Origin of the sequence: Devosia sediminis, from assembly GCF_016411825.1 — a bacterium.
Taxonomy (GTDB): domain Bacteria; phylum Pseudomonadota; class Alphaproteobacteria; order Rhizobiales; family Devosiaceae; genus Devosia; species Devosia sediminis.
In genome coordinates this window covers 322,262-343,168 of record NZ_JAEKMH010000002.1, presented here as the reverse complement: position 1 = coordinate 343,168, position 20,907 = coordinate 322,262, and the positions used below count along the sequence as shown (strand labels likewise).

Genomic DNA, 20,907 nt, shown 5'->3' with positions numbered 1-20,907 from the left:
GGCGCACCCGGCCGCTCCGGCGGCACCCGAAAAAGGAACGGATGATGACACGACATTGCCTGGTTCTGGGCGGCGCGCGCTCGGGCAAAACGAGCTTTGCCGAACGCCTGGCACTGCGCGCCGGATCGCGGCCGGCCTATCTCGCCACCGCCAACATGCTGGACGACGAAATGCGCGACCGTGTGCGCAGCCACCAGGCCGGGCGCGGAGAGCGGTTCACCACCATCGAGGAGCCGGTGGAGCTCTCGCACATGATCATCAAGGCCGGAGCCACTCATGACGTGATCCTGGTCGATTGTCTGACGCTGTGGATCACCAACCTGCTGATTGCCAGCGAGGATGTGGCGACGGCGGTGAGCGAACTCTGCGCCACGCTGACCGAATTCAAGGCGGCCAAGGTGATTCTGGTGAGCAACGAGGTTGGTCTCGGCATCGTGCCCGACAATGCCATGGCCCGCACCTTCCGCGACCTGGCCGGCTCGGCGCATCAGCGGCTGGGCGAAATCTGCGACGACGTTTACTTCGTCGCCGCCGGCCTGCCGCTGACCATGAAGGGCGACGCGCCGCAGATGCCTAGCTGACCAGCATGATCAGCGCGACGAAGGCACTCACACCGAGCAACACGTCGAGCGTGCGCCGATAAAGCAGCAGCGCCAGCATGATGTCGCTTGGCGTAAGGCTGGCTTTCCCGTCGCCGAAGGCGGGCAGGTCGACCATCTCGCCGGCATAGGCGCGTGGGCCGCCGAGCTGGAAGCCGAGCGCGCCGGCAAAGGCGGCTTCGGGCCAGCCGGCATTGGGCGAATCGTGCCGGGGGGCATCGCTGCGGGCGATGGCCCAGGCCTTGCCGGGGCTGGCGCCGGGTACGAAAAAGCACGCAGCGGTGATGAGCACGGCACTGAGGCGGGCCGGGATCCAGTTGAGCACGTCGTCCAGCTTGGCCGCCGCCCAGCCATAGTCGCGGTAGCGGTCATTGCGGTGGCCGATCATGCTGTCGGCGGTGTTGACGGCCTTGTAGAGGGCGATGCCCGGCAGGCCGAAAAGCAGCAGGAAGAACCACGGCGCGACGACGCCGTCAGAGGTCGATTCGGCCAATGTCTCGATGGCCGCGCGGGCGACGCCGGCTTCGTCGAGGGTTTCGGGATCGCGGCCGACGACATGGCTCACCGCCTCGCGGCCGGCAGCGAGCGAGGCCCGCAGACCCTCGGCCACGGCGCCAACGGCGCGGCCAAGTTCCTTCTGCGCGAGAAATGCGGTGGCCACCAGCATTTCCACCAGCCAGCCGAGCGGAATCCACGACAAAACGGTGCGGATGCCCACGGTGACGATCAGCACCGAGAGCAGCAGCAGGCCGAGCGCCACGATGCCGGCGAGCCGGCGCTGGTCGGCGCTGCGATCGGGCGTGTTGAGACGGGTTTCGCAAAAGCTGATCAGCCTGCCGAACCACATGACCGGGTGGCCGATCGTATCGACCAGCCTTGGCGGGTAACCGACCTGGCGTTCGAGGGCGAGCGCCAGGGGGGAAATCAGCGGATCCAAGGATCAGGTCTCCAGCGTTTGAGCGAGGCCGAGCAAGCGGTCGATATCGATATGGGTTTCGAGATGGTTCGCCAAGCCATCGAGCGCAAGTTCGATTTCCGCCTCGAAAGCAAGGTCGGGGCTGGCGGCATTGCCGAGAAAGGCGCGGCGGAACGGGTCGGCGGAAAAGAGGCCGTGGAGATATGTGCCCATAACCCGGCCATCGGCGCTGATGGCGCCCTCGGGCGCGGCGCCGACCCGGGCAAAGGGGCGGGCCGTGTCGGGACCCGAAGTGACGCCCATATGCATGTGATAGCCCGAGAGCGGTTCGCCGGACGCGAGATGGGTCGCGGTTTCGAGGCGAAGCTGCTTGCTGGGCGCGAGCACGGTCTCGACATCGAGGAGGCCAAGGCCTTCGCTGGTGCCGGGCGGGCCTTCGATGCCGTCAGGGTCGGCAATGGTCTGGCCCAGCATTTGATAGCCGCCACAGATGCCGAGGATGCGGCCACCGGCGCGGTGATGGGCGAGGAGATCGATATCCCAGCCATTGGCGCGGAGAGCCGCGAGGTCGGCGCGGGTGGCCTTCGAGCCCGGCAGCAGGACGAGATCGGCGTCGCGCGGAACAGCCTCGCCCGGCTGTACCAGCGTCAGGCGTACGCCCGGCTCGGCGCGGAGCGGGTCGAGATCATCGAAATTGGCAATGCGCGGGAGGCGCAGGACCGCGATGTGGAAGGCGCCCTGCCCCGTAGTCAGATGCTCGAGCGCCAGTGCGTCTTCGGCGGGGAGTTTCGCCGCATCGGCAAAATGGGGGACAGGGCCGAAACTGGGCAAGCCCATGCGGGTCTCGAGGAAGGCCTTGCCGCTTTCGAACAAAGCCGGATCGCCGAAGAAGCGGTTGACGAGCGTCGCGCGGACCAGGGCCGCATCGGCGGGGTCGATGACATCGAGCGTGCCGACGAGAGAAGCGATGACGCCGCCACGATGGATGTCGCCGATCAGCACGACGGGCACATTGGCGGCGCGGGCAAAGCCGAAATTGGCGATGTCGCCGGGCCGCAAATTGACCTCGGAAGCGCTGCCGGCACCTTCGACGAGGACGACATCGGCGGTGGCCGCGAGTTCATGGAAGGCGCCGAGCACTTCGGGTAGGAGCTGGGCCCGATCGGCCCAATACTGGCGAGCGGAGAGGCTGGCGCGGCGCTGACCGCGGACGACCACCTGCGAGCCGGTTTCGCCTTCGGGCTTCAGGAGCACCGGGTTCATTGCCGTAACGGGGTCACGCCGCGCCGCGCGCGCCTGCAGCGCCTGGGCGCGGCCGATTTCGCCGCCATCCACGGTCACGGCAGCATTGTTGCTCATATTCTGCGGCTTGAACGGGGCGACGCGAAGACCGCGATTGCTGAGGGCGCGGCAGAGACCGGCGACGATCAGCGACTTGCCGACATCGGAGCCGATGCCCATGAACATGATGGCTTTCATGGAAGACCCCGCCATTCGCGCATAGCGCTCATGGCCTTCTTGCCTCCAATCGCGCCACTGGCGCGATTGGCCCTGCGGGACGGCACGAAGCCCATGAACATGATGGCTTTGGTCATTCGGTCCTTGGCACGCCAGCGCTTCAGTTCATCGTCATTGCCCGGCTTGTCCGGGCAATCCAGGCCCCCGCACCATCGCATGGACCACCGCGACAAGCCCGGTGGTTACGAAGGGGGCGACTTTCCGTTTCCAGTCAAGCAGATGTGCTATGGCGCAGCAATGACATGGGCATAAGAGCCCATGACGCGGCCGAGTTGTCCGCCCATGGGCTGTTGGCGGATGCCTTCGGCGTCGAGGGCTTCGAAGAGCGGGGGCAGGCCCGTTTGCTTTGCCGAGGAGTAGTGGAATTCGTGGCCGTGAAGGGCGGCGGGCCAGGGCAGCGCGCTGTCGTGCAGCAGTCGGCGATAGCCGAGGACGCGCTTGGGGCGGTCGATGCGGGTGGTCACCGGCAGCAGGCCCGCCATGGCGTGGCTGATGCCTGATTTGTCGACCAGCGCCTCGCCGAGCACCATGAAGCCCCCGCATTCGCCATAGATCAGCGCGTCGCGGTCACGGGCCGCACGGAGGCCGGCGTGGAAGACGGTGGCGGCGGCCAGGGCTGCGCCGTGAAGTTCGGGATAGCCGCCGGGCAGGAAAACCGCATCGGCGTCGGCCGCTGGCGCCTCGTCGGCGAGGGGCGAGAAAAAGCTCAGTTCAGCGCCTTGGGCACGCCAGCCATCCAGGAGATGCGGATAAAGAAAGGCGAAGGCGGCGTCGCGTGCGATGGACATGCGCTGGCCCAGTGGCGACAGGGTCTTTGGCAGGGCCTGTTCGGCGACGACCGGAGCAGCGAGGGACAGCAGCGCTTCGAGGTCGATGAAGTCGGCCACCGCTTCGGCGGCCGTGTCGAGAAAGGTCTCGAAGCCGCCGACCTCGCCGGGCAGGACGAGGCCGAGATGACGCTCGGGCAGGACGAACTCGTCGCGGCGCGGGATGGCACCGAGAAGCGGAATGCCGGTGGGCCTGAGCGCGGCAACCAGCATACGCTCATGGCGGGCGCTGGCCACGCGATTGAGGACCAGCCCGGCGATGCGTACGCCGGGGCGCCAATGCGCAAAGCCATGAACCAGCGCCGCCACCGACTGGCTCTGCCGATCGGCATCGACGACGAAGATCACCGGCAGGCCGAGCATTTCGGCGAGGTCGGCGGTGGAGCCCTGCCCGTCGGCGGCGGCATCGAAAAGGCCCATGACGCCTTCGACGACGAGGGCATCGGCGCCGGTGGCGTGCTGAGTGGCAAGGGCGCGGATCTGCTCCGGCGGCATGGCCCAGGGGTCGAGATTGATGGCCTCGCGCCCGGTCGCCCGGCCCAGAAAGGCCGGATCGATATAATCAGGGCCGGTCTTGGCGGGCGCCAGCACGAGGCCACGGCGGCGCAGGGCCGCAAGGAGGCCAAGGGTGATCGTGGTCTTGCCCGAGCCGGAACGCGGGGCGGCGATGATGAGGCCGCAAGGATCGCTCATTTCTCAAACCCCGCTCGACTGTCATCCCGGCCTTGAGCCGGGATCCATCTTGATATCTCAGGATGGGCCCCGGCCTTCGCCGGGGTGACATCCGTGGGTGTAGACGTGGTGGATGTACTATCCGAAGACATGTCGTCTCGCCTCTTCGACATACCAGTCGAGCCGGCCGCGATAGCGGGCGACGGGGCCGAGCACGACGATGGCGGGGGTCGGCAGCTCCAGGGGCTCGATGGCGGCGCCGAGGGTGGTTTCGTGGACGGATTGGATGGGCTGGGCCGTGTTGGACACCACGGTGAGTTCCTCGGCCTGCTCGCGCCCCGCAGCCAGCAATTGCGCGGCGATGGTGGGCAGATGCTTGACGGCCATGAACATGACGATCACCGGCGCCGCTCGCGCGACCGAATGCCAGTCGATGGCGCTGGGGACGGCGCCGGTCTCGTCGTGACCGGTGAGAAACAGCACGGTCTGGTTGGTATCGCGGTGGGTGATCGGCAGGCCGGCATAAGCGAGACCGCCGAGGCCGGAGGAAATGCCGGGGACAATGCGGAAGGGGATGCCGGCGCGCACCAGTTCCCCCGCTTCCTCGCCGCCACGGCCGAACATGAAGGGGTCGCCGCCCTTGAGCCGAAGCACGCGCTTGCCCTGGCGTGCGAGCTCGATGAGGCGGATGCTGATATCAGCCTGCTTGGGCGACGGCTTGCCGCCTCTTTTGCCGGCGGGAATGCGCTCGATATGCGCCGGAGCCAGCGCCAGGATTTCGGATGACACCAGCGCATCATGGACAATGACGTCAGCCTGCCCCAGGGCATGAAAGGCGAGCAGCGTCAGCAGGCCCGGTCCGCCGGGCCCGGCCCCGACCAGCCAGACGGAGCCGGGACGGAACGGCGGAAAATCGGCGGTGGCGAGCTGGGTGAGGTGAGCGTCAGACACCTGGGCTTCCCTCCATCACCGGGCCGCGCTCGGGCTTGACCCGAGGGCCAATACCAGCTTCCAGTGCGGTTGCGAGTGGCCTCGGGTCAAACCCGAGGGCGGCTCCGGGGGCGCGGAGACTACGGTTTCATGAAAATCCTGATCCTGGGCGGCACGGCCGAAGCGCGGCAGTTGGCTAACCGACTGGTCGGGATGGGCCACGATGTCATCACCTCGCTGGCCGGGCGCACGCAGGAACCGATCCTGCCCGAAGGCGGGCTGCGCATGGGGCCGTTCGGGGGCATTCCCGGCCTCTGCGCCTATATGCGGGCGGCAGGCATCGAGCGGCTGGTAGATGCCACCCATCCCTATGCCGGGCTGATTTCGATCAACGCCGTGGCGGCGGCCGAGGCGACCGGGGTGCGGCTCGTGCGCTACATGCGCCCGGCATGGGAGCCGCAGGCCGATTGGGTGCATGTGGGCTCGGCGCAGGAGGCGGCGGACGCCTTGCCGCCCGGCGCTGACGTATTGCTGACCACGGGCCATGGCGGGCTCGAAACCTTTCTCGAGCGCAGCGACTGTCACCTGCATGTGCGGGTGATCGAGGCGCCGCACATGGACCTGCCCGACCACGTTGATCTCGTCATCAGCCGTCCGCCCTACGGATTGGAGGACGAAAAGGCGCTGATGCGCCGTCATGGCATCACCCATCTGGTCACGAAGAATTCGGGCGGAGGGCAGACGGAGGCCAAGCTGGAGGCGGCGCGGCAACTGGGCGTGGTGGTGATCATGCTGGCGCGGCCCCATTATGGACCGGCGCTGGAAGTGGGCAGCGTCGATGCCGCGATCGAGGCACTGGACCTGCCCGGCATGTAAGCCGACAGCGCGCAGGTGCCATTGGCGCTGCGCCGCTTTTCGACGATGAGCGGACCAAAGGCCAGGGCCGCCGCTTCCGCCACGGCGGGCACATCGATCAGCGCGGCGACGCGCGGAGACGGATTGGGCACGCCGGAGGCCAGATCGTCGCGCGCCAGCGACAGGACGGGCACGGCAAGCTGCTCGGCCAGGGCCAGCAGCGCCGGGTGCCCGGCGCGGGCACTGAGCGTTGCGAGCGCGACGAGATCGTGGCGGCGATGGCTCGCGACGGCGAGGCAGGCATCGAGCAGGTCGAGGAGTTCAGCAGTGGTTGCGGCGGCACGAAGCCCGATGCCGGCGACTAGCCCGGGACGGTGCAAAGCTCGGTGGGCGGCGGGGCCGCCGAAAGGTTCAATCATCATCGCCTCGTCATGCGAGGCAGGTTCGCTCAAAAACCGGAACAGCCCCGGACTTGGTCCCGCAATTGGGTCGACCGCACCGGACTCTCTTCAGTTCCATCGGGGGAACGCTGCGCTGCAGAAGCTTTAGGCGTGGCAAAGCCCGTGGTCAATCAAGGGCTTGCGCCGCGGTTGCGACAGATGGAAATGCTTCTGAAAATCGTTTGCAAATACAAGCACTTGTCGTGTCGACCCGGCTCCGCTATGGCCTCCTGACGCAACGCCCGGAGGCAGCATGGCCGCCAACAAGACCCTTGCCATCGCCATGACCAGCATCCTCATCGGGCTGATCGTGCTCGGCCTCAAGGGGCTGGCATGGTGGCTGACCGGCTCGATAGCGCTTTATTCGGATGCCCTCGAATCCATCGTCAATGTGGTGACCGCCATCGGCGCACTGATTGCGGTGCGACTGGCGCAGCGGCCGGCCGACGCCACCCTGCCCTATGGCTATCACAAGGCCGAATATTTCTCGGCCGTGCTGGTCGGCGTCATGATCATCGTTGCGGCCATTCTGATCCTGCGCGAGGCGTTTTTCGGCTTCCTCGCGCCTGAACTGCCCGATGCCCCGGTGCAGGGTCTGGCGGTGAGCGGGATTGCGACCGTCATCAACCTCGTCTGGGCCGCCGTGCTGATCCGCGAAGGGCGCAAGGCACGCTCGCCGGCCATATCAGCCGATGGCAAGCATCTGATGACCGACGTCGTTTCCACCGGCGGCGTGCTGGTCGGGTTGGTGCTGGTCTTTGCCACCGGCATCGCCCAGCTCGATGCCGTGCTGGCGGCGTTGGTGGCACTCAACATTCTCTGGTCGGGCTGGGGCGTGATCCGCGACAGCGTCGGCGGGCTGATGGACGTGGCCGTGCCGCCCGAAACGCAGCGGACCATTCGCGAAGTGATCTCCGCCAATGCCGACGGGGCGCTGGAGGCCCATGACATCCGAACGCGGCAGGCGGGCAAGATGACCTTCATCGATTTTCACCTCGTCGTGCCCGGCACGATGACGGTCGAGGTGGCCCATGCCATCTGCGACGGGATCGAGGCCAAGCTGCGCGAGGCGGTCGAGGATGTGCAGATCAACATCCATGTCGAGCCCGAGGACAAGGCCAAGCACGCCGGGATCGTGGTGCTGTAGGCCGCTTGCGGCGCAGCGCGGATCACGGCAGATTCGAGCCATGCGCATTTTCGCCCTCGTGATCGCCGTCTTCTTCGCCTCCCCTGCCCTTGCGCAGTATTGGGGCCACTATGCCAATGAGCGTTTCGGCTATGAGATCGATGTGCCGCCCGGCTTCGAGGGGAGTGGCGAGAGCGACAATGGCGATGGGCAGGTGTTCTACCGGCTCGAGGCCGAGCAGCAACTGACAGTGTGGGGCGGGCACCTGCTCGAGGGTTTTGAAGCCGAAGCGGCGCAGCGCCAGGACCGGGCCAGCCAGGACAACTGGGGCATCAGCTATCAGGCGTCGACACCGCAATGGGCCGTGTTTTCGGGTCAGCGGGACCATCGCGTTCTCTACCAGCGCATGATCGCATTGTGCGACGGGGCGAGTTATGCGGGCTATGCGCTGGAATATAATGTCCGCGACCTGGCCGCCACCGACGCGGTCATCGATGGCCTCAACCGGTCGCTCGCGGCCAGCGACTGCTAGCTGCTGGCCCGGCGCGACAGCCAGACGCCGGCAAAGCCGACGATCATCAGCGCAAGGCCCACCAGGGTCAGCGCCAGCACCATGCCCGATGGCACGAGGCCAAAGGCGCCGAGACCATAGAGCAGCACCATGGCGCCGCAGACCAGCGACAGGCCGCCAAGAAGCGTGATGAACATGGTCATGTGAGCCTCCCTCAGCAATGAGGAAGCGTCGCGCAAATCCGGGCCGGAAACAATAGCCGTGCGTCCCAGGCGCTGCCTAGAACTCGATGCCTTTCTGCGCCTTCACGCCGGCGCGGAAATGGTGCTTGATCTCGGTCATTTCGGTCACGAGATCGGCGATCTCGATGAGTTCGTCCTTGGCATTGCGTCCGGTGACGATGACATGCTTGTCCGCCGGTTTGTTGCGGAGCACCTCGACCACCTCGGCGATCGGCAGGTAGTCGTAACGCAGGCAGATATTTAACTCGTCGAGCAAGACCATGTCATAGCTGGGATCTGATATCAGCGCCTTGGCCTGCTCCCAGGCCTTGGCGGCGGCGGCGAGATCGCGCTGGCGGTCTGCGACGTCCCAGGTAAAGCCCTCGCCCATGGCGTTGATGGTCACCTGCTCGGGGAACTTATCGAGCACGGTGCGCTCCCCGGTGTTCCAGACGCCCTTGACGAACTGCACGACACCGACGCGCATGCCATTGCCCAGGGCGCGGAAGACCATGCCGAAGGCCGCCGTCGACTTGCCCTTGCCCTTGCCGGTATGTACGACGAGCAGGCCCTTTTCCGCGGTCTTGGTGGAGAGGATCTTGTCGCGCGCCGCCTTCTTCTTTTTCATCTTTTCGGCATGGTAGGCATCGCGCTCGGCCTCAGTCATGAGGTCGGTTTTCTTGAGCGCTTTTTCGGGCGTGTCGGTCACGGCGTGTCCTCCAGAAAGGCAAAGACGGAATTGGAGCGCGGAGACCACAGGCCTCGTTGTCGCGCCTCAAGGAATTTGGCGATCAGTTCGTCATAGCCATGGGCATTGACCGATTGCAGCCACTGGCGCACGGCATCGTCCTCGACGAAAGTCTCGAAGGCGAGGTCGAAGTGGTGGGTCTTCACCGCCCCCGTGGTCGCCGCGAAGGCGAACATGAAATCGACCGTGGCCACGATCTCGAAGGCGCCGCGATAGCCGTGGCGCATCATGCCCTCAATCCATTTTGGATTGACCACGCGCGAGCGCATGACGTGGCTGATCTCCTCGTCGAGCGTGCGAATGCGCGGATTGTCGGGGCGGGAATGATCGTTGTGATAGGCGGCGGGCTTCTGACCCGAGAGGGTTTCGGCGGCGACCGATAGCCCGCCCTCGAACTGGTAGTAATTGTCACTGTCGAGCAGGTCGTGCTCGCGATTGTCCTGATTGTGGATCACGGCTTCGATGGCGCCGAGGCGGGCGCGGAAGCGGTCCTGCAGCGGCGCGCCATGAGTGTTTGCGCCATAGCCATATTGGCCCCAGGCGAGGACCTGTTGCGCGAGGTCGGACTTGCCCGACCAGTTGCCGCTATCGATCAACTGGCCGAGGCCAGCGCCATAGGTGCCGGGTTTGGAGCCGAAAATGCGGGCGCCGGCTTCGAGCGCCGCCTCCGTCTCGGATTTTCCCCGGGCCATCAGACCCAGGGCTTCGGACCGCATGCGGGCGGCGATGGGATTGTCGTCCTCGGGTTCGTCCAGTGCGCCAATGGCACGCACGGCGCGATCGAAAAGGGCGATCTGGGCCGGGAAAGCGTCGCGGAAAAAGCCGGAAATCCTGAGCGTGACGTCGACGCGCGGGCGGCCGAGTTTGGCAAGCGGCACGATCTCGTAGCCGGAGACGCGGAGCGAACCGGGGTCCCAGGTGGGCCTGGCGCCGATCAGCGCCAGCGCCTGGGCGATATCATCGCCGCCGGTGCGCATATTGGCCGTGCCCCAGACGGAAAGTGCGGCGCTGCGCAGGTGGTGGCCATGATCCTGGAGGTGCCTGAGGACGAGGTTTTCCGCCGATTTCCGACCCAGTTCCCAGGCGCTGGGCGTGGGCACGGCGCGGGCATCGACGGAATAGAAATTGCGCCCCGTCGGCAGGACGTCGAGCCGCCCGCGCGAGGGCGCACCGGACGGGCCGGGGGCAATGAACTTGCCGTCGAGCGCAGCGAGGAAAGCGGCCATTTCCGCCGGGCCGGAGGCGGCAAGGCGGGGTTTTATCAGCGTGTCCACCGTGGCGAGAACGGCAGAGGTCGCGGACCAACTTTCGGGGCAAGCAAACGTGCCGGAGACCAAGTCGGCGGCGAGGTGTTCGAGGTGTTCGACCATGTCGCCCACTGTTCTGGCATCAGGGCGCCCGCTCCCCCACCCAGCCTCCGCCACAAGGGGGAAGGAGCTTGATCGGGGTTGTGGCCCCATCCACGGCTCGCCGAGCCTGGCCGTCAGCGGATCGAAGCCAAGCTTCAGATCATCGGCAAGGGCGCGGATCAGCGAGTTATCACCGGCGCCTTCCCCGCGTGGCACTCTGGCCAATGCGACGGCAAGGTCTCGCGCCATCCCGCCCTCTGGCGACGAACCGAAGACATGCAACCCGTCGCGTATCTGCGCTTCCTTCAAGTCACAGAGGAAGTTGTCGATCTTGATCAGGGCCTCGGTCTCGCTTTCGGGCAGGCCGATGTCCTGATCGAGGCGGCTGTCGCGGGTGAAATCGAGGATGCGGCGGCGAAGATCGGCGAGGCGGCGGCGATCCATGCCTGACGCGGCATAGTATTCGTCGAGCAGCGCCTCGAGATCTTTCAACGGCCCATAGGTCTCGGCGCGGGTGAGCGGCGGCACGAGGTGGTCGATGATGACCGCGCCGGTCCGGCGCTTCGCCTGCGTGCCTTCGCCCGGATCGTTGACGATGAAGGGATAAAGGTGCGGCAGTTGCCCCCAAAGGGCGTCGGGGTAGCAATCGGCATCGAGCGCCGCGGACTTGCCGGGCAGCCATTCGAGCGTGCCATGCTTGCCATTGTGGATGAGGGCATGGGCACCGAATTCGTGCCGCAGCCAGAGATAGGCGGCCAGGTAGGCATGGGGCGGCACGAGATACGGATCGTGGTAACTCGCGGTCTCGTCGAGCTGCCAGCCGCGCGCCGGCTGGAGCAGGATGACCACATTGCCGAAACGATGCGCCGGCAGATGGAAGGCATCTTCGCGGACGAAAGGATCTGTCACTGGATCACCCCAGCGGGCAGTGACGGCGCTGCGGATTTCCTCCGGCAGGGCGGCGAAAAGGGCGGCGTAGCGGGAGAGCGGGAGCACGGCATCGGACCGTCCGCGCCCGGGAGCGGCATTGGTCGGGCCAGATTGGAGGAGGGCGATAAGGTCGGGGCTTGACCTTGGATATGTGGAGCTTTCGACACCCCCGTCCCCTCCCCTCAAGGAGGAGGGGAGCGATGGAGTCGACAGGTCATACCCTGCTTGCTCCAGCGCCATCAGCATTCGCACCGTCGATTCCGGAGCGTCGTAGCCGACGCCGTTGGCGAGGCGGCCGTCGCGGATGGGATAGTTGGCGAGGACCATGGCGACGCGGCGGTCGGCGCGCGGCGTCATGCGCAGGCGGGCCCAGTTTTGCGCCAGGTCTACAGCGCGGCGAATGCCATCGCGGTCGGGAGCATAGGCGGCAAGCGGCACCTGGCAGCGGTCATGCCAGACGGCATCGGCCTTGTGACCCACCAGGAGTCCGCCGATGCGGCCATCCACTTCGGGCATGACCAGGTACATGGCCATGTCTTTCGACGAAAGCCCCTGCGGATCGGCCTGCCATTGTGCCAGGGAGCGACCGGACTGGATGAGCTGGATCACCGGCGCATCGGTGGCGGCGAAGGGGTTCGATTTTTCGTCGAGATCGGCGATGCCGAGCGCGAAGGCGGTCAGATTGAATATGGCCGCGGGCGGGAAGGCGGCGAGGGCGTTCTGCACGAAGCGGATGCAGGGCGCCTCCTTGAGCGAGGAGACCAAAAGCGGCACCGGGGCGAGGCCTCGGGATTCGAGTTCGGCGATCAGTGCCTCGAGGGTGGCGGTGCCGGCGCCTTCGAGGGCGGCGCGGTAGAAGAGGATGGGGATGTAGGGGCGTCCGAACGGTTTCTGTTCGTCGTCATCACCCGGCACGACCGGGTGGTCCATGGATTGCCCGGTCAAGCCGGGCAATGACGAAAGAAACGACAGTGTTGAATGAAGCCCCCGCAGACCCGTCTCGTCGGTCATGCCTGACTTCGGGTGCCAGAGGCCGAAGCGGGGGAAGGGTTTTATTTCCCAAGAAGAAAGAGACCCCTCATCCGCCCTTCGGGCACCTTCTCCCTCAAGGGGAGAAGGGAATGGAGCGGTTAGTTTTGCGAATGCCCTCAGGATCGCGTCGGCATTATCGGGGCCTCCGGCGACGAAGAGACGGTGGAGCGCGGTCCAGTCATCGGGGTGGATGGTCGAGCGCGACTGCAGGATCGGGTCGGGATTGGCGTCGCCGGGAAGGAGCACCAGCGGGAGGCCCTTGTTGGCGCAGAGGGCGGTCAGTTCGTCGACGCCATACTGGAAATAGGCCGCGCCGCCGATGAGGCGCAGGACGACGAGTTTCGCATGGACGACGGTTTTCTCCAGCCACATGTCGACCGAGAGATTATTGGACAGCCGCAGCGTGTTGGCGAGGCGGAGGCCCTCCTCCCCTGCCCGGTCGGCAGCACCGGCGAGCAGCGCCAGTTCGCTGTCGGCGGAAGAGGCAAAGACGATGTCGCCCGGTTTCTGGGCAAGATCGATGGCCTCGCCCTCCTGCTGGATGGCGCCGGCCTGGGCCGAGAGCAGATGCATCAGGCCGGCCTCGGCCGGAACGGCATGGCGGTGACTGCCAGGGCCACAGCGCCCACGAGGGCACCCATGGCCACAATGGGGAAGGCGAAGATGACCTGCCGCTCGAATGCCGAGGTGGTGAGGGTGACGCCAAGAGCGCCACAGAGGGCTCCGATCAGGAGGCAGGCGAGGAGGAAGAGCGGCCAGGGCATGCTGTGGATACGGGGGTACGCAAGCCAGTAGACGATGGCGGCAAGCACGGCCGGAACGAAACCGAGCAGGTAGCTGAAGGTCACCAGGAACGCAGCCACACCGGCATATTCTTCCGGATAGACCGAGGGCGTATCGAGGATGAATTGCGGGGCGACGAGCGCAAAGGCCCCCACCAGCGGGCCGAGCAGGACGATGGCCGCGAGGCGGCCTTTTCCGGGACGGGGAACGCTGGCGGGGGTGTCGGTCATGCGGCGGCCTGCCGGAGGCTCTGGGTAATGGCGGCGCGATCGAGCGGGCTTTCGCCGATCACCACCAGCGAGGTGACCTTGGCTTCGCCAGGCTTCCAGGGCCGGTCGAAATAGGCCGTCACCCTGGGCCCCACGGCCTGAATGGCGAGGCGGGCGGCAGCGCCGGGCACGGCGGCAAAGCCCTTCAGCCGCAGCACGTCATGCGAGCGGATTGCCTCTTCGATGGTGGCGAGCAGGTGATCCTTGCCCCGGATGCTATCGAGGGTGAGCGAAAAGCTGTCGAAGTCGTCATGCTCGTGGGTTTCGCCGCCATGCTCCAGCTCATGATGGCTGGGGCGGTTGGCGATGTCGTCTTCCGAGGACATGCCGAGACCGAGCAGCGCCGCGATATCGACATGGCCATTGGCGGCGCGGACGATGCCGACGCCGGGACGGAGCTCGGCGCGGATGTTCTGCTCGACCTTTTCGAGCGTCGCTGCGTCGACGAGATCGGTCTTGTTGATGATGACCATGTCGGCGGCCGAGAGCTGGTCCTCGAAGAGCTCGCCCAGGGGCGTCTCGTGGTCGAGCATTTCGTCCTGCCGGCGCTGGGCATCGACGGCGGCCTCGTCGCTGGCAAAGCGGCCCTCGGAGAGCGCAGCCGCGTCGGCGACGGTGACGACGCCGTCGATGGTCACCTGCGCCTTGATCTCGGGCCAGTTGAAGGCGCGGATCAGTGGCTGCGGCAAGGCCAGGCCCGAGGTTTCGATGACGATGTGATCGAACTTGTCCTCGCGGGCCAGCAGCGCCTGCATGGTCGGGATGAACTCGTCGGCCACGGTGCAGCAGATGCAGCCATTGGAGAGCTCGACCATGTCCTCTTCGCGGCAGGTCTCGTCGCCGCAGCCGGCAAGGATATCCTTGTCGACGCCCAGATCGCCGAACTCGTTGATGATGAGGGCAATGCGCTTGCCCTTGGGAGCGTGCGCCAGCATGTGGCGCACGAGAGTGGTCTTGCCGGCGCCGAGGAAGCCGGTGATGACCGTGGTGGGGATTTTTGCCGTCATGCGCGGGCTCCGGAGGGGATAGCGGCCGGGCGAGCGGCCAGATAATCGGCCATTCGGCCAAAGGCGAGGCCGAGCACCACCCAGAAGATGGCGCCATTGTAGAGCACGGCCGACACGAATTCGGCAGTCATGCGCGGCGGCACGCCCGTCGGATCATCGGGCGCCTGCGGTGCGGCGATGAGGTGCGGCAGGAGGATCAGCGCAACGGCCAGGGCCAGCGCCCAGGGCGCGCGGAACTTTGCGACGATGATGAAGGCAGCGCCGGTCGAAATGGCCGCGGTGAACCACCAGATCTGCCGGGCCAGCGTATCGGCCACCGGCATGCCGGGCATGCCCGGCGGCAGGCCGAGCGCGGGCGCCAGGGTGAAAGCGGCAAAGCCGGCAAAGCCCCAGTAGAGCCCATTGGCGAAGGTGACCGGCAGATTGAAGACGACGGACACGGCGCCGATGATCAGCGCATAGCCGGCGGCCATCAGCACATTGGCCAGCACGGTATAGGCCGTGCGCTCGAAGCCATCCTGCGGCATCCACTCGTCTTCGCCATGGTCGTGCGCGGTGGCAGCGGTGGCCTCGTCATGCGCAGGCGCTTCGCCTTCGGCGTGGACATGGGTCTCGCCCGAGCCCTCGAAACTTTCGGCGGCAAAGATCAGCGGCGTGACGCGCCAGGCCTGGAAGGCGGACGTAACAAGGCCAGCACAAAGGGCTGCGACCAGCGCAGCAAGAAACAGATTACGGAACATTTTTCCTCATTCCCCAAAAGGCGCCCATGCGGCGCCGGGCCCCGCCTCAGTGGCAGGGGAAGCCCATGGCGTGGCGGGTGTCATGCGCACCATTGTGCAGGCGGAAATCGCCGGCAAAGCCAGTGCCCACGAGCAGGGTCAGGCCCAACAACAGCGCCAGAGCACCAGCGACGAGACGCTGGGACAGGGATATGGAAGAAACACCGGTGGAAACGGCAGACGTATTCATATGGCACCCTCCGTGCACGGAATAGGAACGGGCCTCATAGCCCGGCTCTTCCTGATCGCTCAGGGCAAGGGCAGGTCTCCTGGCTCACGGTGAATACAGCGCCCTCGCCTTCCCCGACACCCCTGGTGCCGAGTGGCATAATTGAGAGCGCCCACCGCTAACAGTTGCGGGGGCAGCCACGGATTTGGTCCCTGATGGGTACGCCGCACCGTGTTCCCTATTAATCCCCATGCGCCTCTGGCGCGCGGGGAACCTTTGCGAGGATCAGGATTACGCCTGCGGGAGGGATCGGGTCAATCGCGGAAATCGGGATGCGGATAGCCCAGCGACACGCCATAGACATAGGCGCCGACCGTTTCGAGTAGCGGCTCGGTGGATTGCAGCTCGCGGTCGCCATAGATGGCGTCGGTATTGACCTTGACCGGTTCGTCGCCCGGGCTGAAACGCAGCGACAGGTAGCAGCCGCCGGGCAGGTCGGACAGAGCGCCACTCTTGAAGCCGGCATAACCGCCGTAGTCCCAGCCGAAGCCATTGAGCGCAAAGGGTTCGCCGTTGATTTCGGCTACTTCGGCGACGGTCATGCCCTGGCGCACCCCACCCGGAGCGGCAAGGTTGGGCGGCAGGTCGACATTGCCCAGGCCCTCGCGCTTCTCCTCGTCCCACCAGGAGAATTCGAGCATGCGCTCGGGATCGTCGGGGAAGACGCGGGTGCCCAGCATTTCGGTGCCCTCGGGGCCAGGCACGGTGCCGGTCCAGACATTTTCCGCGCCATAGATCTCGATGAGGCGCGCCTCGGAACTGTCGATGGCGAAGGCACCCTCGCAGGCGACCTCCTCGCGCGGCGGCTTTTCCTTGGCGGCAACAGGGGAAAGGGCGAGAGGCAGGACGAGTGCGGCAAGCAGCAGGCGGGCGGGCATCGATCGGGTCTCCTCGGGACGCGCCAGATTGGCGCAGCTTGTGACGCCCGACAAGAAGCGACTCGCGATATGAACGGGGCCTGAAGACAGGAGACCGAGATGAAGCCCATTACGTTCAGCCGCGAAGAGACCAAGGCCATCGTGGGGGAAATCCAGGACTATTTCCGGCTGGAGCTGGACCAGACCATCGGCGCCATTCCGGCGGAAATGCTGATGCAGTTCTTCGCTGAGAAAATGGGCGCCTATTTCTATAATCGCGGCCTCTATGACGCGCAGACGCTGGTGCGCAAGACGATGGACGAGGTCAGCGACGAAATCTTCGGCCTCGAGCAACCGACCAAGCACTTGCGCTGAGGGCGCTTGCCAAGCGCGGGGCGGCGACGGAAGAGAAGTGAAGGCGGCCGCAAGGCGGGCCGATTCGCTCCTCTTCTGGTGACAAATTGGGCTTCAACTTTCCCACGCTGGCCCCGATCGGGCTTCTGGTCGCGTCGAATATCTTCATGACCTTTGCCTGGTACTGGCACCTCAAATTCCACAGTTTTGCGCTGTGGGCCGTGGTACTAATCAGTTGGGGCATCGCCTTTTTCGAATACTGGCTGGCCATTCCCGCCAACCGGATCGGGCACGAGGTCTATTCGGCGGCGGAACTGAAGACCATCCAGGAGGTCATTTCGCTCAGCGTCTTCGCGCTGTTCGCGGTGCTCTATCTGGGCGAGAAGCTGACTTGGAACCACGCTATTGGCTTCGGCTTCATCGGACTGGGCGCGTTTTTCATCTTCAAAGGGCCGCTGAAGTAGATCTATCGTCTGTCGTCATGGCCGGGCTTGTCCCGGCCATCCATGCGGCGGAGGCGTGGACCACCGGGACAAGCCCGGTGGTGACGAAGGATGGGTAGAGCGTGCAGGATCAGTGGACCGTGCCCGAACCGCCGACAGCGACGATGGTGTAGGGCAGGCCTTCCACGGCGATGTCGCCGGTGATCGTGAAGCTCTCAGCGTCGATCAGATGCACCTTGCCTTCATTGGGATCGGTCACCGCGATGACATCGCCAGCCACCGCGATGCGCGGCCGCGGCAGGCTCCACTCGCCATCCATGGAATAGGGCTCGGTGACGGTCACCGCCTGGGTGAACTCACCCGCCACCACATCGAGCTGGCGCAACTGGCCGTCCTCGGTGAAGACATAGGCGAATTTCGGCCGGACCGGATCGGTCACGAAATGCACGCGGCGGGTCGGCAGGTCGATGAGGCGATAGGGCTCGGCCTCGGCCGGATCGACGATGACCACCTTGTCGGCTCCATAATTGCCTAGGAAATACTGTAGCCCCTGCCCGCCGATCAGCGTCGTCACCTTGCCTTCGGGCAATCCGGCATAGTCGATCTTCTCGACACTGGGTTCGCCAGAGCCGGAGACGATGAGCAGGCCATCGCCGCAGCCGACGGCCAGCATGTTGCCGGATGCGGCTTCACCATGCAGGTCCGGGCAGGCATGGGTCTCACCCACCACATTGCCGTCCGCGTCCAGCACGTTGAGGCCGAGGCGTGGCTTCTTTTCGTCATCGGCATCGGCCACGGAGACCAAGGTGTAGTCGCCCCACGGCACGGCAAGACCGTGATGCGGCGTGCCGCTGTCGAGCTCTTCGATTTCCAGCACACCATCATGGGCCCAGGCATCAGCGCTGAAGAGGCTGACGAGACCCGAGCCGTCGAAGAACAGGGCAACCTTGCCATCGTGCTCGACGAAATGCGCGGGCTTTTCACCGCTCAGCACGGCGTCCACCAGGGTGGGATCGGTGATGTCGATGTCGCCGTGATCGCCATGGTCGTCGATGGCGATACCGGAATCGATCGCCGAGACCTGGTTGCCGGCACCCTGCACCGCGAAGACTGCGCCATCGACGGTGTAGAGGCTGGCAGGGGCGGCCAGCGGGAAGGTGGTGATGGCATTGCCGGTTTCGAGATCGAGGGCGGTGACCTCAGGGGCGGTGTGATCGCCGACGAAGAGGCGCCAGGCACTGGCCTCATCGGCAAAGGCGGGAACGCTGAGCGCCGTAGCGGCGAGCAGGGCAAGAGCGAGAGTTTTGTGCATATTACCTCCGGTATGTTAGCACATTACGTTGTTGGGTGGCAGAAGCTGGATGCTGGCTGTAGGGGCCAGGGATGCTCCGCACCCCCACCCTTGGTCCCTCCCCACAAGCGGGAGGGAGACGATGAACACAGGCGCTGCACCCAGCGCCTCCCTCCCCTTGATGGGGAGGGACTGAGGGTGGGGTGATGACGCGGGCATAGAGAAAGCGACGGGCAGACTAGCCCAGGCAGTCTACCAGCCCGGCAGCCAGGTCGCGGAGAAGCTGGTGGTAGAGGTCGGGACCCTCGGTCAGCGCCGAGCCTTCCGGGTCGAGTGTGCCGGCCTGCGCCTCTGTGCCCTCGACAATGGTGTTGATGATGGCCGGCTCGAAATTGGGTTCGGCGAAGACGCAGGTGGCCCCCAGCTCGCCGACCTTGGCGCGCAGCTCGTCGATCCGGGCAGCGCCGGGCATGACGTCGGGCGACACGGTGACGGTGCCAGCGACCGTGAGGCCGAAGCGGGTCTCGAAATACTGATAGGCGTCGTGGAAGACGATGAACGGCTTGTCGGCCACCGGCGACAGGGTGGCGGTCAGCTCGGTGGTCAAGGCATCGAGGCGAGCCAGCTCCGCCTCGGCATTGGCGGCATAGGTCGCGGCATTGTCGGGGTCGGCGGCCGCGAGCGTGGCTGATATCTGGGTGACCATCAGCCTGGCATTTTGCGGATCGAGCCAGAAGTGCATGTCGCCCTCGCCATGCTCATGGGCGTGGTCGTGACCGTCCTCGCCATGGTCGTGATCGTGATCGTGCCCTTCGTCCCCATGCGAATGGGCTTCGAACGCCCCGCCTTCACGGAGGGGCAGGAGTTCAATGCCCGGGGCCTCGGCCAGTTCGACCACTTCGGCACCGGTGGAGAGGCTTTCGAGCGCCTCGCCCAGGAACAGCTCCATGCTGTGGCCAGTCCAGAACACCACGTCGGCGCTTTCAAGCGCTGCGGCATCAGAGGGGCGGAGCGAATAGGTATGGGGCGAAGCGGCGCCCTTGACGATCAGGGCGGGCGTGCCGACGTCGCCCATGACGGCGGAAACCAGCGCGTGCACCGGCTTGGTGGAAGCCACGACCGATGGCGCGGCAAAGGCCGTACTTGTTGCCAGCAGTGACGCCAACAGGGCGAGCGGGAGAGCGGTTCTGGGCATGGCACGACCTCGTGATATGTTATGTTATTACGCTTGCGGCGGTGTTATGCTATAACGTATTGAAGAGCGTCAAGACGGGTTGTGGAAAATTCTCGCCGACGGCCCGCAGGAAGAATCATGAATGCACTGACCCCCAAGGAAACCCTGATCACGCTTGCCGGCGCCGGTGTGCGCAGCGGTGGACGCGTGCTGGTGGAGGGCGTCGATCTGGCCATCCGCCGCGGCGAGATCGTCACCCTGATCGGGCCCAATGGCTCGGGCAAGTCGACCACGGCCAAGATGGTGACGGGCGTGCTCAAGCCCAGCATGGGCACGGTCAACCGCAAGGCGGGGCTCACCATCGGCTATGTGCCGCAGAAGCTGTCCATCGACTGGACCCTGCCGCTGACGGTCGAGCGGTTGATGACCCTGACGGGCCGGCACGCGCCCGAGGCGATCATGGCCGCCCTCGATGCGGTGGGCGCCGCGCGCCTGCTCAAGGCCGCAGTGCAGGAGCTTTCGGGCGGCGAATTCCAGCGCGTGCTGTTTGCCCGCGCGATGATCCGCAAGCCGGACCTGCTGGTGCTGGACGAACCGGTGCAGGGCGTCGACTTTTCGGGCGAAGTGGCGCTCTACCAGTTGATCCGGCAAATCCGCGACACCACCGAGGCGGGCATATTGATGATCTCGCATGACCTCCACGTGGTGATGGCCGAGACCGACACGGTGATCTGCCTTAACGGCCATGTCTGCTGCCGGGGCACGCCCAATGCCGTCAAGACCAGCCCGGAATATCTCCGCCTCTTTGGTGACCGGGCCGGTTCGGCCCTGGCGCTCTACGAACACCACCATGACCACGAGCACCATGACGATGGCTGTGTTGTCGGGACACATGGCGAGCATGAACATGACCACCATCACGGGCATGAGGGGCACAAGCATGCGCATTGAGTGGGAACCAACTTCCGACACCCCCACCCCAACCCCTCCCCTCAAGGGGGAGGGGCTTTGGGCCGGTGCACTCAACTCGATCTTGCCAGGCACGCC

General features: G+C 65.7%; 22 protein-coding genes and 1 riboswitch. Of the genes, 7 read left to right on the top strand and 15 right to left on the bottom strand.

Annotated features, from left to right (window positions below; translation table 11 throughout):
* Window positions 1-44: 44 nt before the first annotated feature.
* Entirely contained in the window at window positions 45-581 is a 537-nt protein-coding gene (cobU, locus tag JEQ47_RS08970) for a bifunctional adenosylcobinamide kinase/adenosylcobinamide-phosphate guanylyltransferase (RefSeq protein WP_407931777.1), read from the top strand.
* Here cobU and cbiB read toward each other — a convergent pair.
* From cbiB to cobA, 4 genes are all read right to left on the bottom strand, one after another.
* Window positions 574-1,536 carry an adenosylcobinamide-phosphate synthase CbiB gene (cbiB, locus tag JEQ47_RS08965; RefSeq protein ID WP_198876067.1) on the bottom strand — a complete coding sequence of 321 codons (963 nt, stop codon included), beginning with the start codon at window positions 1,534-1,536 and terminating at the stop codon, window positions 574-576. The two genes, cobU and cbiB, sit on opposite strands and share 8 nt — an antisense overlap.
* A gap of 3 nt (window positions 1,537-1,539) precedes the next feature.
* Window positions 1,540-2,982: a cobyric acid synthase gene (locus tag JEQ47_RS08960; RefSeq protein ID WP_198876833.1), complete on the bottom strand. Its 1,443-nt coding sequence runs from the start codon at window positions 2,980-2,982 to the stop codon at window positions 1,540-1,542.
* Between the two features lie 275 nt (window positions 2,983-3,257).
* Window positions 3,258-4,553 (bottom strand): cobyrinic acid a,c-diamide synthase CobB, encoded by a 1,296-nt coding sequence (locus JEQ47_RS08955; RefSeq protein ID WP_198876066.1) that lies wholly within the window; start codon window positions 4,551-4,553, stop codon window positions 3,258-3,260.
* 117 nt (window positions 4,554-4,670) lie between these two features.
* On the bottom strand, window positions 4,671-5,483 hold the full coding sequence (gene cobA, locus JEQ47_RS08950; protein ID WP_198876065.1) for a uroporphyrinogen-III C-methyltransferase: 813 nt from the start codon (window positions 5,481-5,483) through the stop codon (window positions 4,671-4,673).
* Between the two features lie 129 nt (window positions 5,484-5,612).
* Between cobA and JEQ47_RS08945 the strand changes: the two genes are divergently transcribed.
* A complete protein-coding gene (locus tag JEQ47_RS08945) occupies window positions 5,613-6,338 on the top strand; it encodes a cobalt-precorrin-6A reductase (protein ID WP_198876064.1) in 726 nt (241 codons plus the stop codon).
* Here JEQ47_RS08945 and JEQ47_RS08940 read toward each other — a convergent pair.
* Window positions 6,269-6,736, bottom strand: a complete 468-nt coding sequence (locus JEQ47_RS08940) for a cobalamin biosynthesis protein (RefSeq protein ID WP_198876063.1) — start codon at window positions 6,734-6,736, stop codon at window positions 6,269-6,271. The two genes, JEQ47_RS08945 and JEQ47_RS08940, sit on opposite strands and share 70 nt — an antisense overlap.
* A gap of 274 nt (window positions 6,737-7,010) precedes the next feature.
* On the opposite strand from JEQ47_RS08940, the gene JEQ47_RS08935 reads away from it, so the two are divergent.
* Both JEQ47_RS08935 and JEQ47_RS08930 read left to right on the top strand, forming a co-directional pair.
* A complete protein-coding gene (locus tag JEQ47_RS08935) occupies window positions 7,011-7,904 on the top strand; it encodes a cation diffusion facilitator family transporter (protein ID WP_236020762.1) in 894 nt (297 codons plus the stop codon).
* A gap of 40 nt (window positions 7,905-7,944) precedes the next feature.
* The gene (locus JEQ47_RS08930; RefSeq protein WP_198876062.1) at window positions 7,945-8,415 is read left to right on the top strand and encodes a hypothetical protein; all 471 of its coding nucleotides are present in this window, start codon (window positions 7,945-7,947) and stop codon (window positions 8,413-8,415) included.
* Here the strand turns inward: JEQ47_RS08930 and JEQ47_RS08925 are convergent.
* The 8 genes from JEQ47_RS08925 to JEQ47_RS08890 all read right to left on the bottom strand — a co-directional run bounded on the left by JEQ47_RS08925 (window position 8,412) and on the right by JEQ47_RS08890 (window position 16,619).
* Entirely contained in the window at window positions 8,412-8,597 is a 186-nt protein-coding gene (locus JEQ47_RS08925; protein WP_198876061.1) for a hypothetical protein, read from the bottom strand. The two genes, JEQ47_RS08930 and JEQ47_RS08925, sit on opposite strands and share 4 nt — an antisense overlap.
* A 76-nt stretch (window positions 8,598-8,673) precedes the next feature.
* On the bottom strand, window positions 8,674-9,282 hold the full coding sequence (gene cobO, locus JEQ47_RS08920) for a cob(I)yrinic acid a,c-diamide adenosyltransferase (RefSeq protein WP_198876831.1): 609 nt from the start codon (window positions 9,280-9,282) through the stop codon (window positions 8,674-8,676).
* 38 nt (window positions 9,283-9,320) lie between these two features.
* On the bottom strand, window positions 9,321-13,247 hold the full coding sequence (gene cobN, locus JEQ47_RS08915) for a cobaltochelatase subunit CobN (protein ID WP_198876060.1): 3,927 nt from the start codon (window positions 13,245-13,247) through the stop codon (window positions 9,321-9,323).
* Window positions 13,247-13,687 carry a hypothetical protein gene (locus JEQ47_RS08910; protein WP_198876059.1) on the bottom strand — a complete coding sequence of 147 codons (441 nt, stop codon included), beginning with the start codon at window positions 13,685-13,687 and terminating at the stop codon, window positions 13,247-13,249. The genes cobN and JEQ47_RS08910 overlap by 1 nt, the downstream gene beginning before the upstream one ends.
* Entirely contained in the window at window positions 13,684-14,733 is a 1,050-nt protein-coding gene (cobW, locus tag JEQ47_RS08905; RefSeq protein WP_198876058.1) for a cobalamin biosynthesis protein CobW, read from the bottom strand. The genes JEQ47_RS08910 and cobW overlap by 4 nt, the downstream gene beginning before the upstream one ends.
* A complete protein-coding gene (locus tag JEQ47_RS08900) occupies window positions 14,730-15,473 on the bottom strand; it encodes a CbtA family protein (RefSeq protein WP_198876057.1) in 744 nt (247 codons plus the stop codon). Before JEQ47_RS08900 ends, cobW begins: the two co-directional genes overlap by 4 nt.
* 46 nt (window positions 15,474-15,519) lie before the next feature.
* On the bottom strand, window positions 15,520-15,702 hold the full coding sequence (locus JEQ47_RS08895; protein WP_198876056.1) for a CbtB domain-containing protein: 183 nt from the start codon (window positions 15,700-15,702) through the stop codon (window positions 15,520-15,522).
* A gap of 52 nt (window positions 15,703-15,754) precedes the next feature.
* Window positions 15,755-15,974: riboswitch (cobalamin riboswitch) on the bottom strand.
* A 21-nt stretch (window positions 15,975-15,995) separates the two neighbouring features.
* Window positions 15,996-16,619, bottom strand: a complete 624-nt coding sequence (locus JEQ47_RS08890; protein ID WP_198876055.1) for a hypothetical protein — start codon at window positions 16,617-16,619, stop codon at window positions 15,996-15,998.
* Between the two features lie 99 nt (window positions 16,620-16,718).
* Between JEQ47_RS08890 and JEQ47_RS08885 the strand changes: the two genes are divergently transcribed.
* Both JEQ47_RS08885 and JEQ47_RS08880 read left to right on the top strand, forming a co-directional pair.
* Window positions 16,719-16,973, top strand: coding sequence for a DUF2164 domain-containing protein (locus tag JEQ47_RS08885; protein WP_198876054.1), 255 nt, complete (start codon window positions 16,719-16,721; stop codon window positions 16,971-16,973).
* Window positions 16,974-17,059: 86 nt separating this feature from the next.
* Window positions 17,060-17,416, top strand: a complete 357-nt coding sequence (locus JEQ47_RS08880) for a DMT family protein (protein WP_198876053.1) — start codon at window positions 17,060-17,062, stop codon at window positions 17,414-17,416.
* A 109-nt stretch (window positions 17,417-17,525) separates the two neighbouring features.
* Here the strand turns inward: JEQ47_RS08880 and aztD are convergent, their stop codons facing one another.
* Both aztD and JEQ47_RS08870 read right to left on the bottom strand, forming a co-directional pair.
* Window positions 17,526-18,707 carry a zinc metallochaperone AztD gene (aztD, locus tag JEQ47_RS08875; protein WP_198876052.1) on the bottom strand — a complete coding sequence of 394 codons (1,182 nt, stop codon included), beginning with the start codon at window positions 18,705-18,707 and terminating at the stop codon, window positions 17,526-17,528.
* A gap of 217 nt (window positions 18,708-18,924) precedes the next feature.
* Window positions 18,925-19,881 carry a zinc ABC transporter substrate-binding protein gene (locus JEQ47_RS08870; protein ID WP_198876051.1) on the bottom strand — a complete coding sequence of 319 codons (957 nt, stop codon included), beginning with the start codon at window positions 19,879-19,881 and terminating at the stop codon, window positions 18,925-18,927.
* Window positions 19,882-19,998: 117 nt separating this feature from the next.
* Between JEQ47_RS08870 and JEQ47_RS08865 the strand changes: the two genes are divergently transcribed.
* Window positions 19,999-20,811, top strand: a complete 813-nt coding sequence (locus JEQ47_RS08865; protein WP_198876050.1) for an ATP-binding cassette domain-containing protein — start codon at window positions 19,999-20,001, stop codon at window positions 20,809-20,811.
* Window positions 20,812-20,907 lie beyond the last annotated feature (96 nt).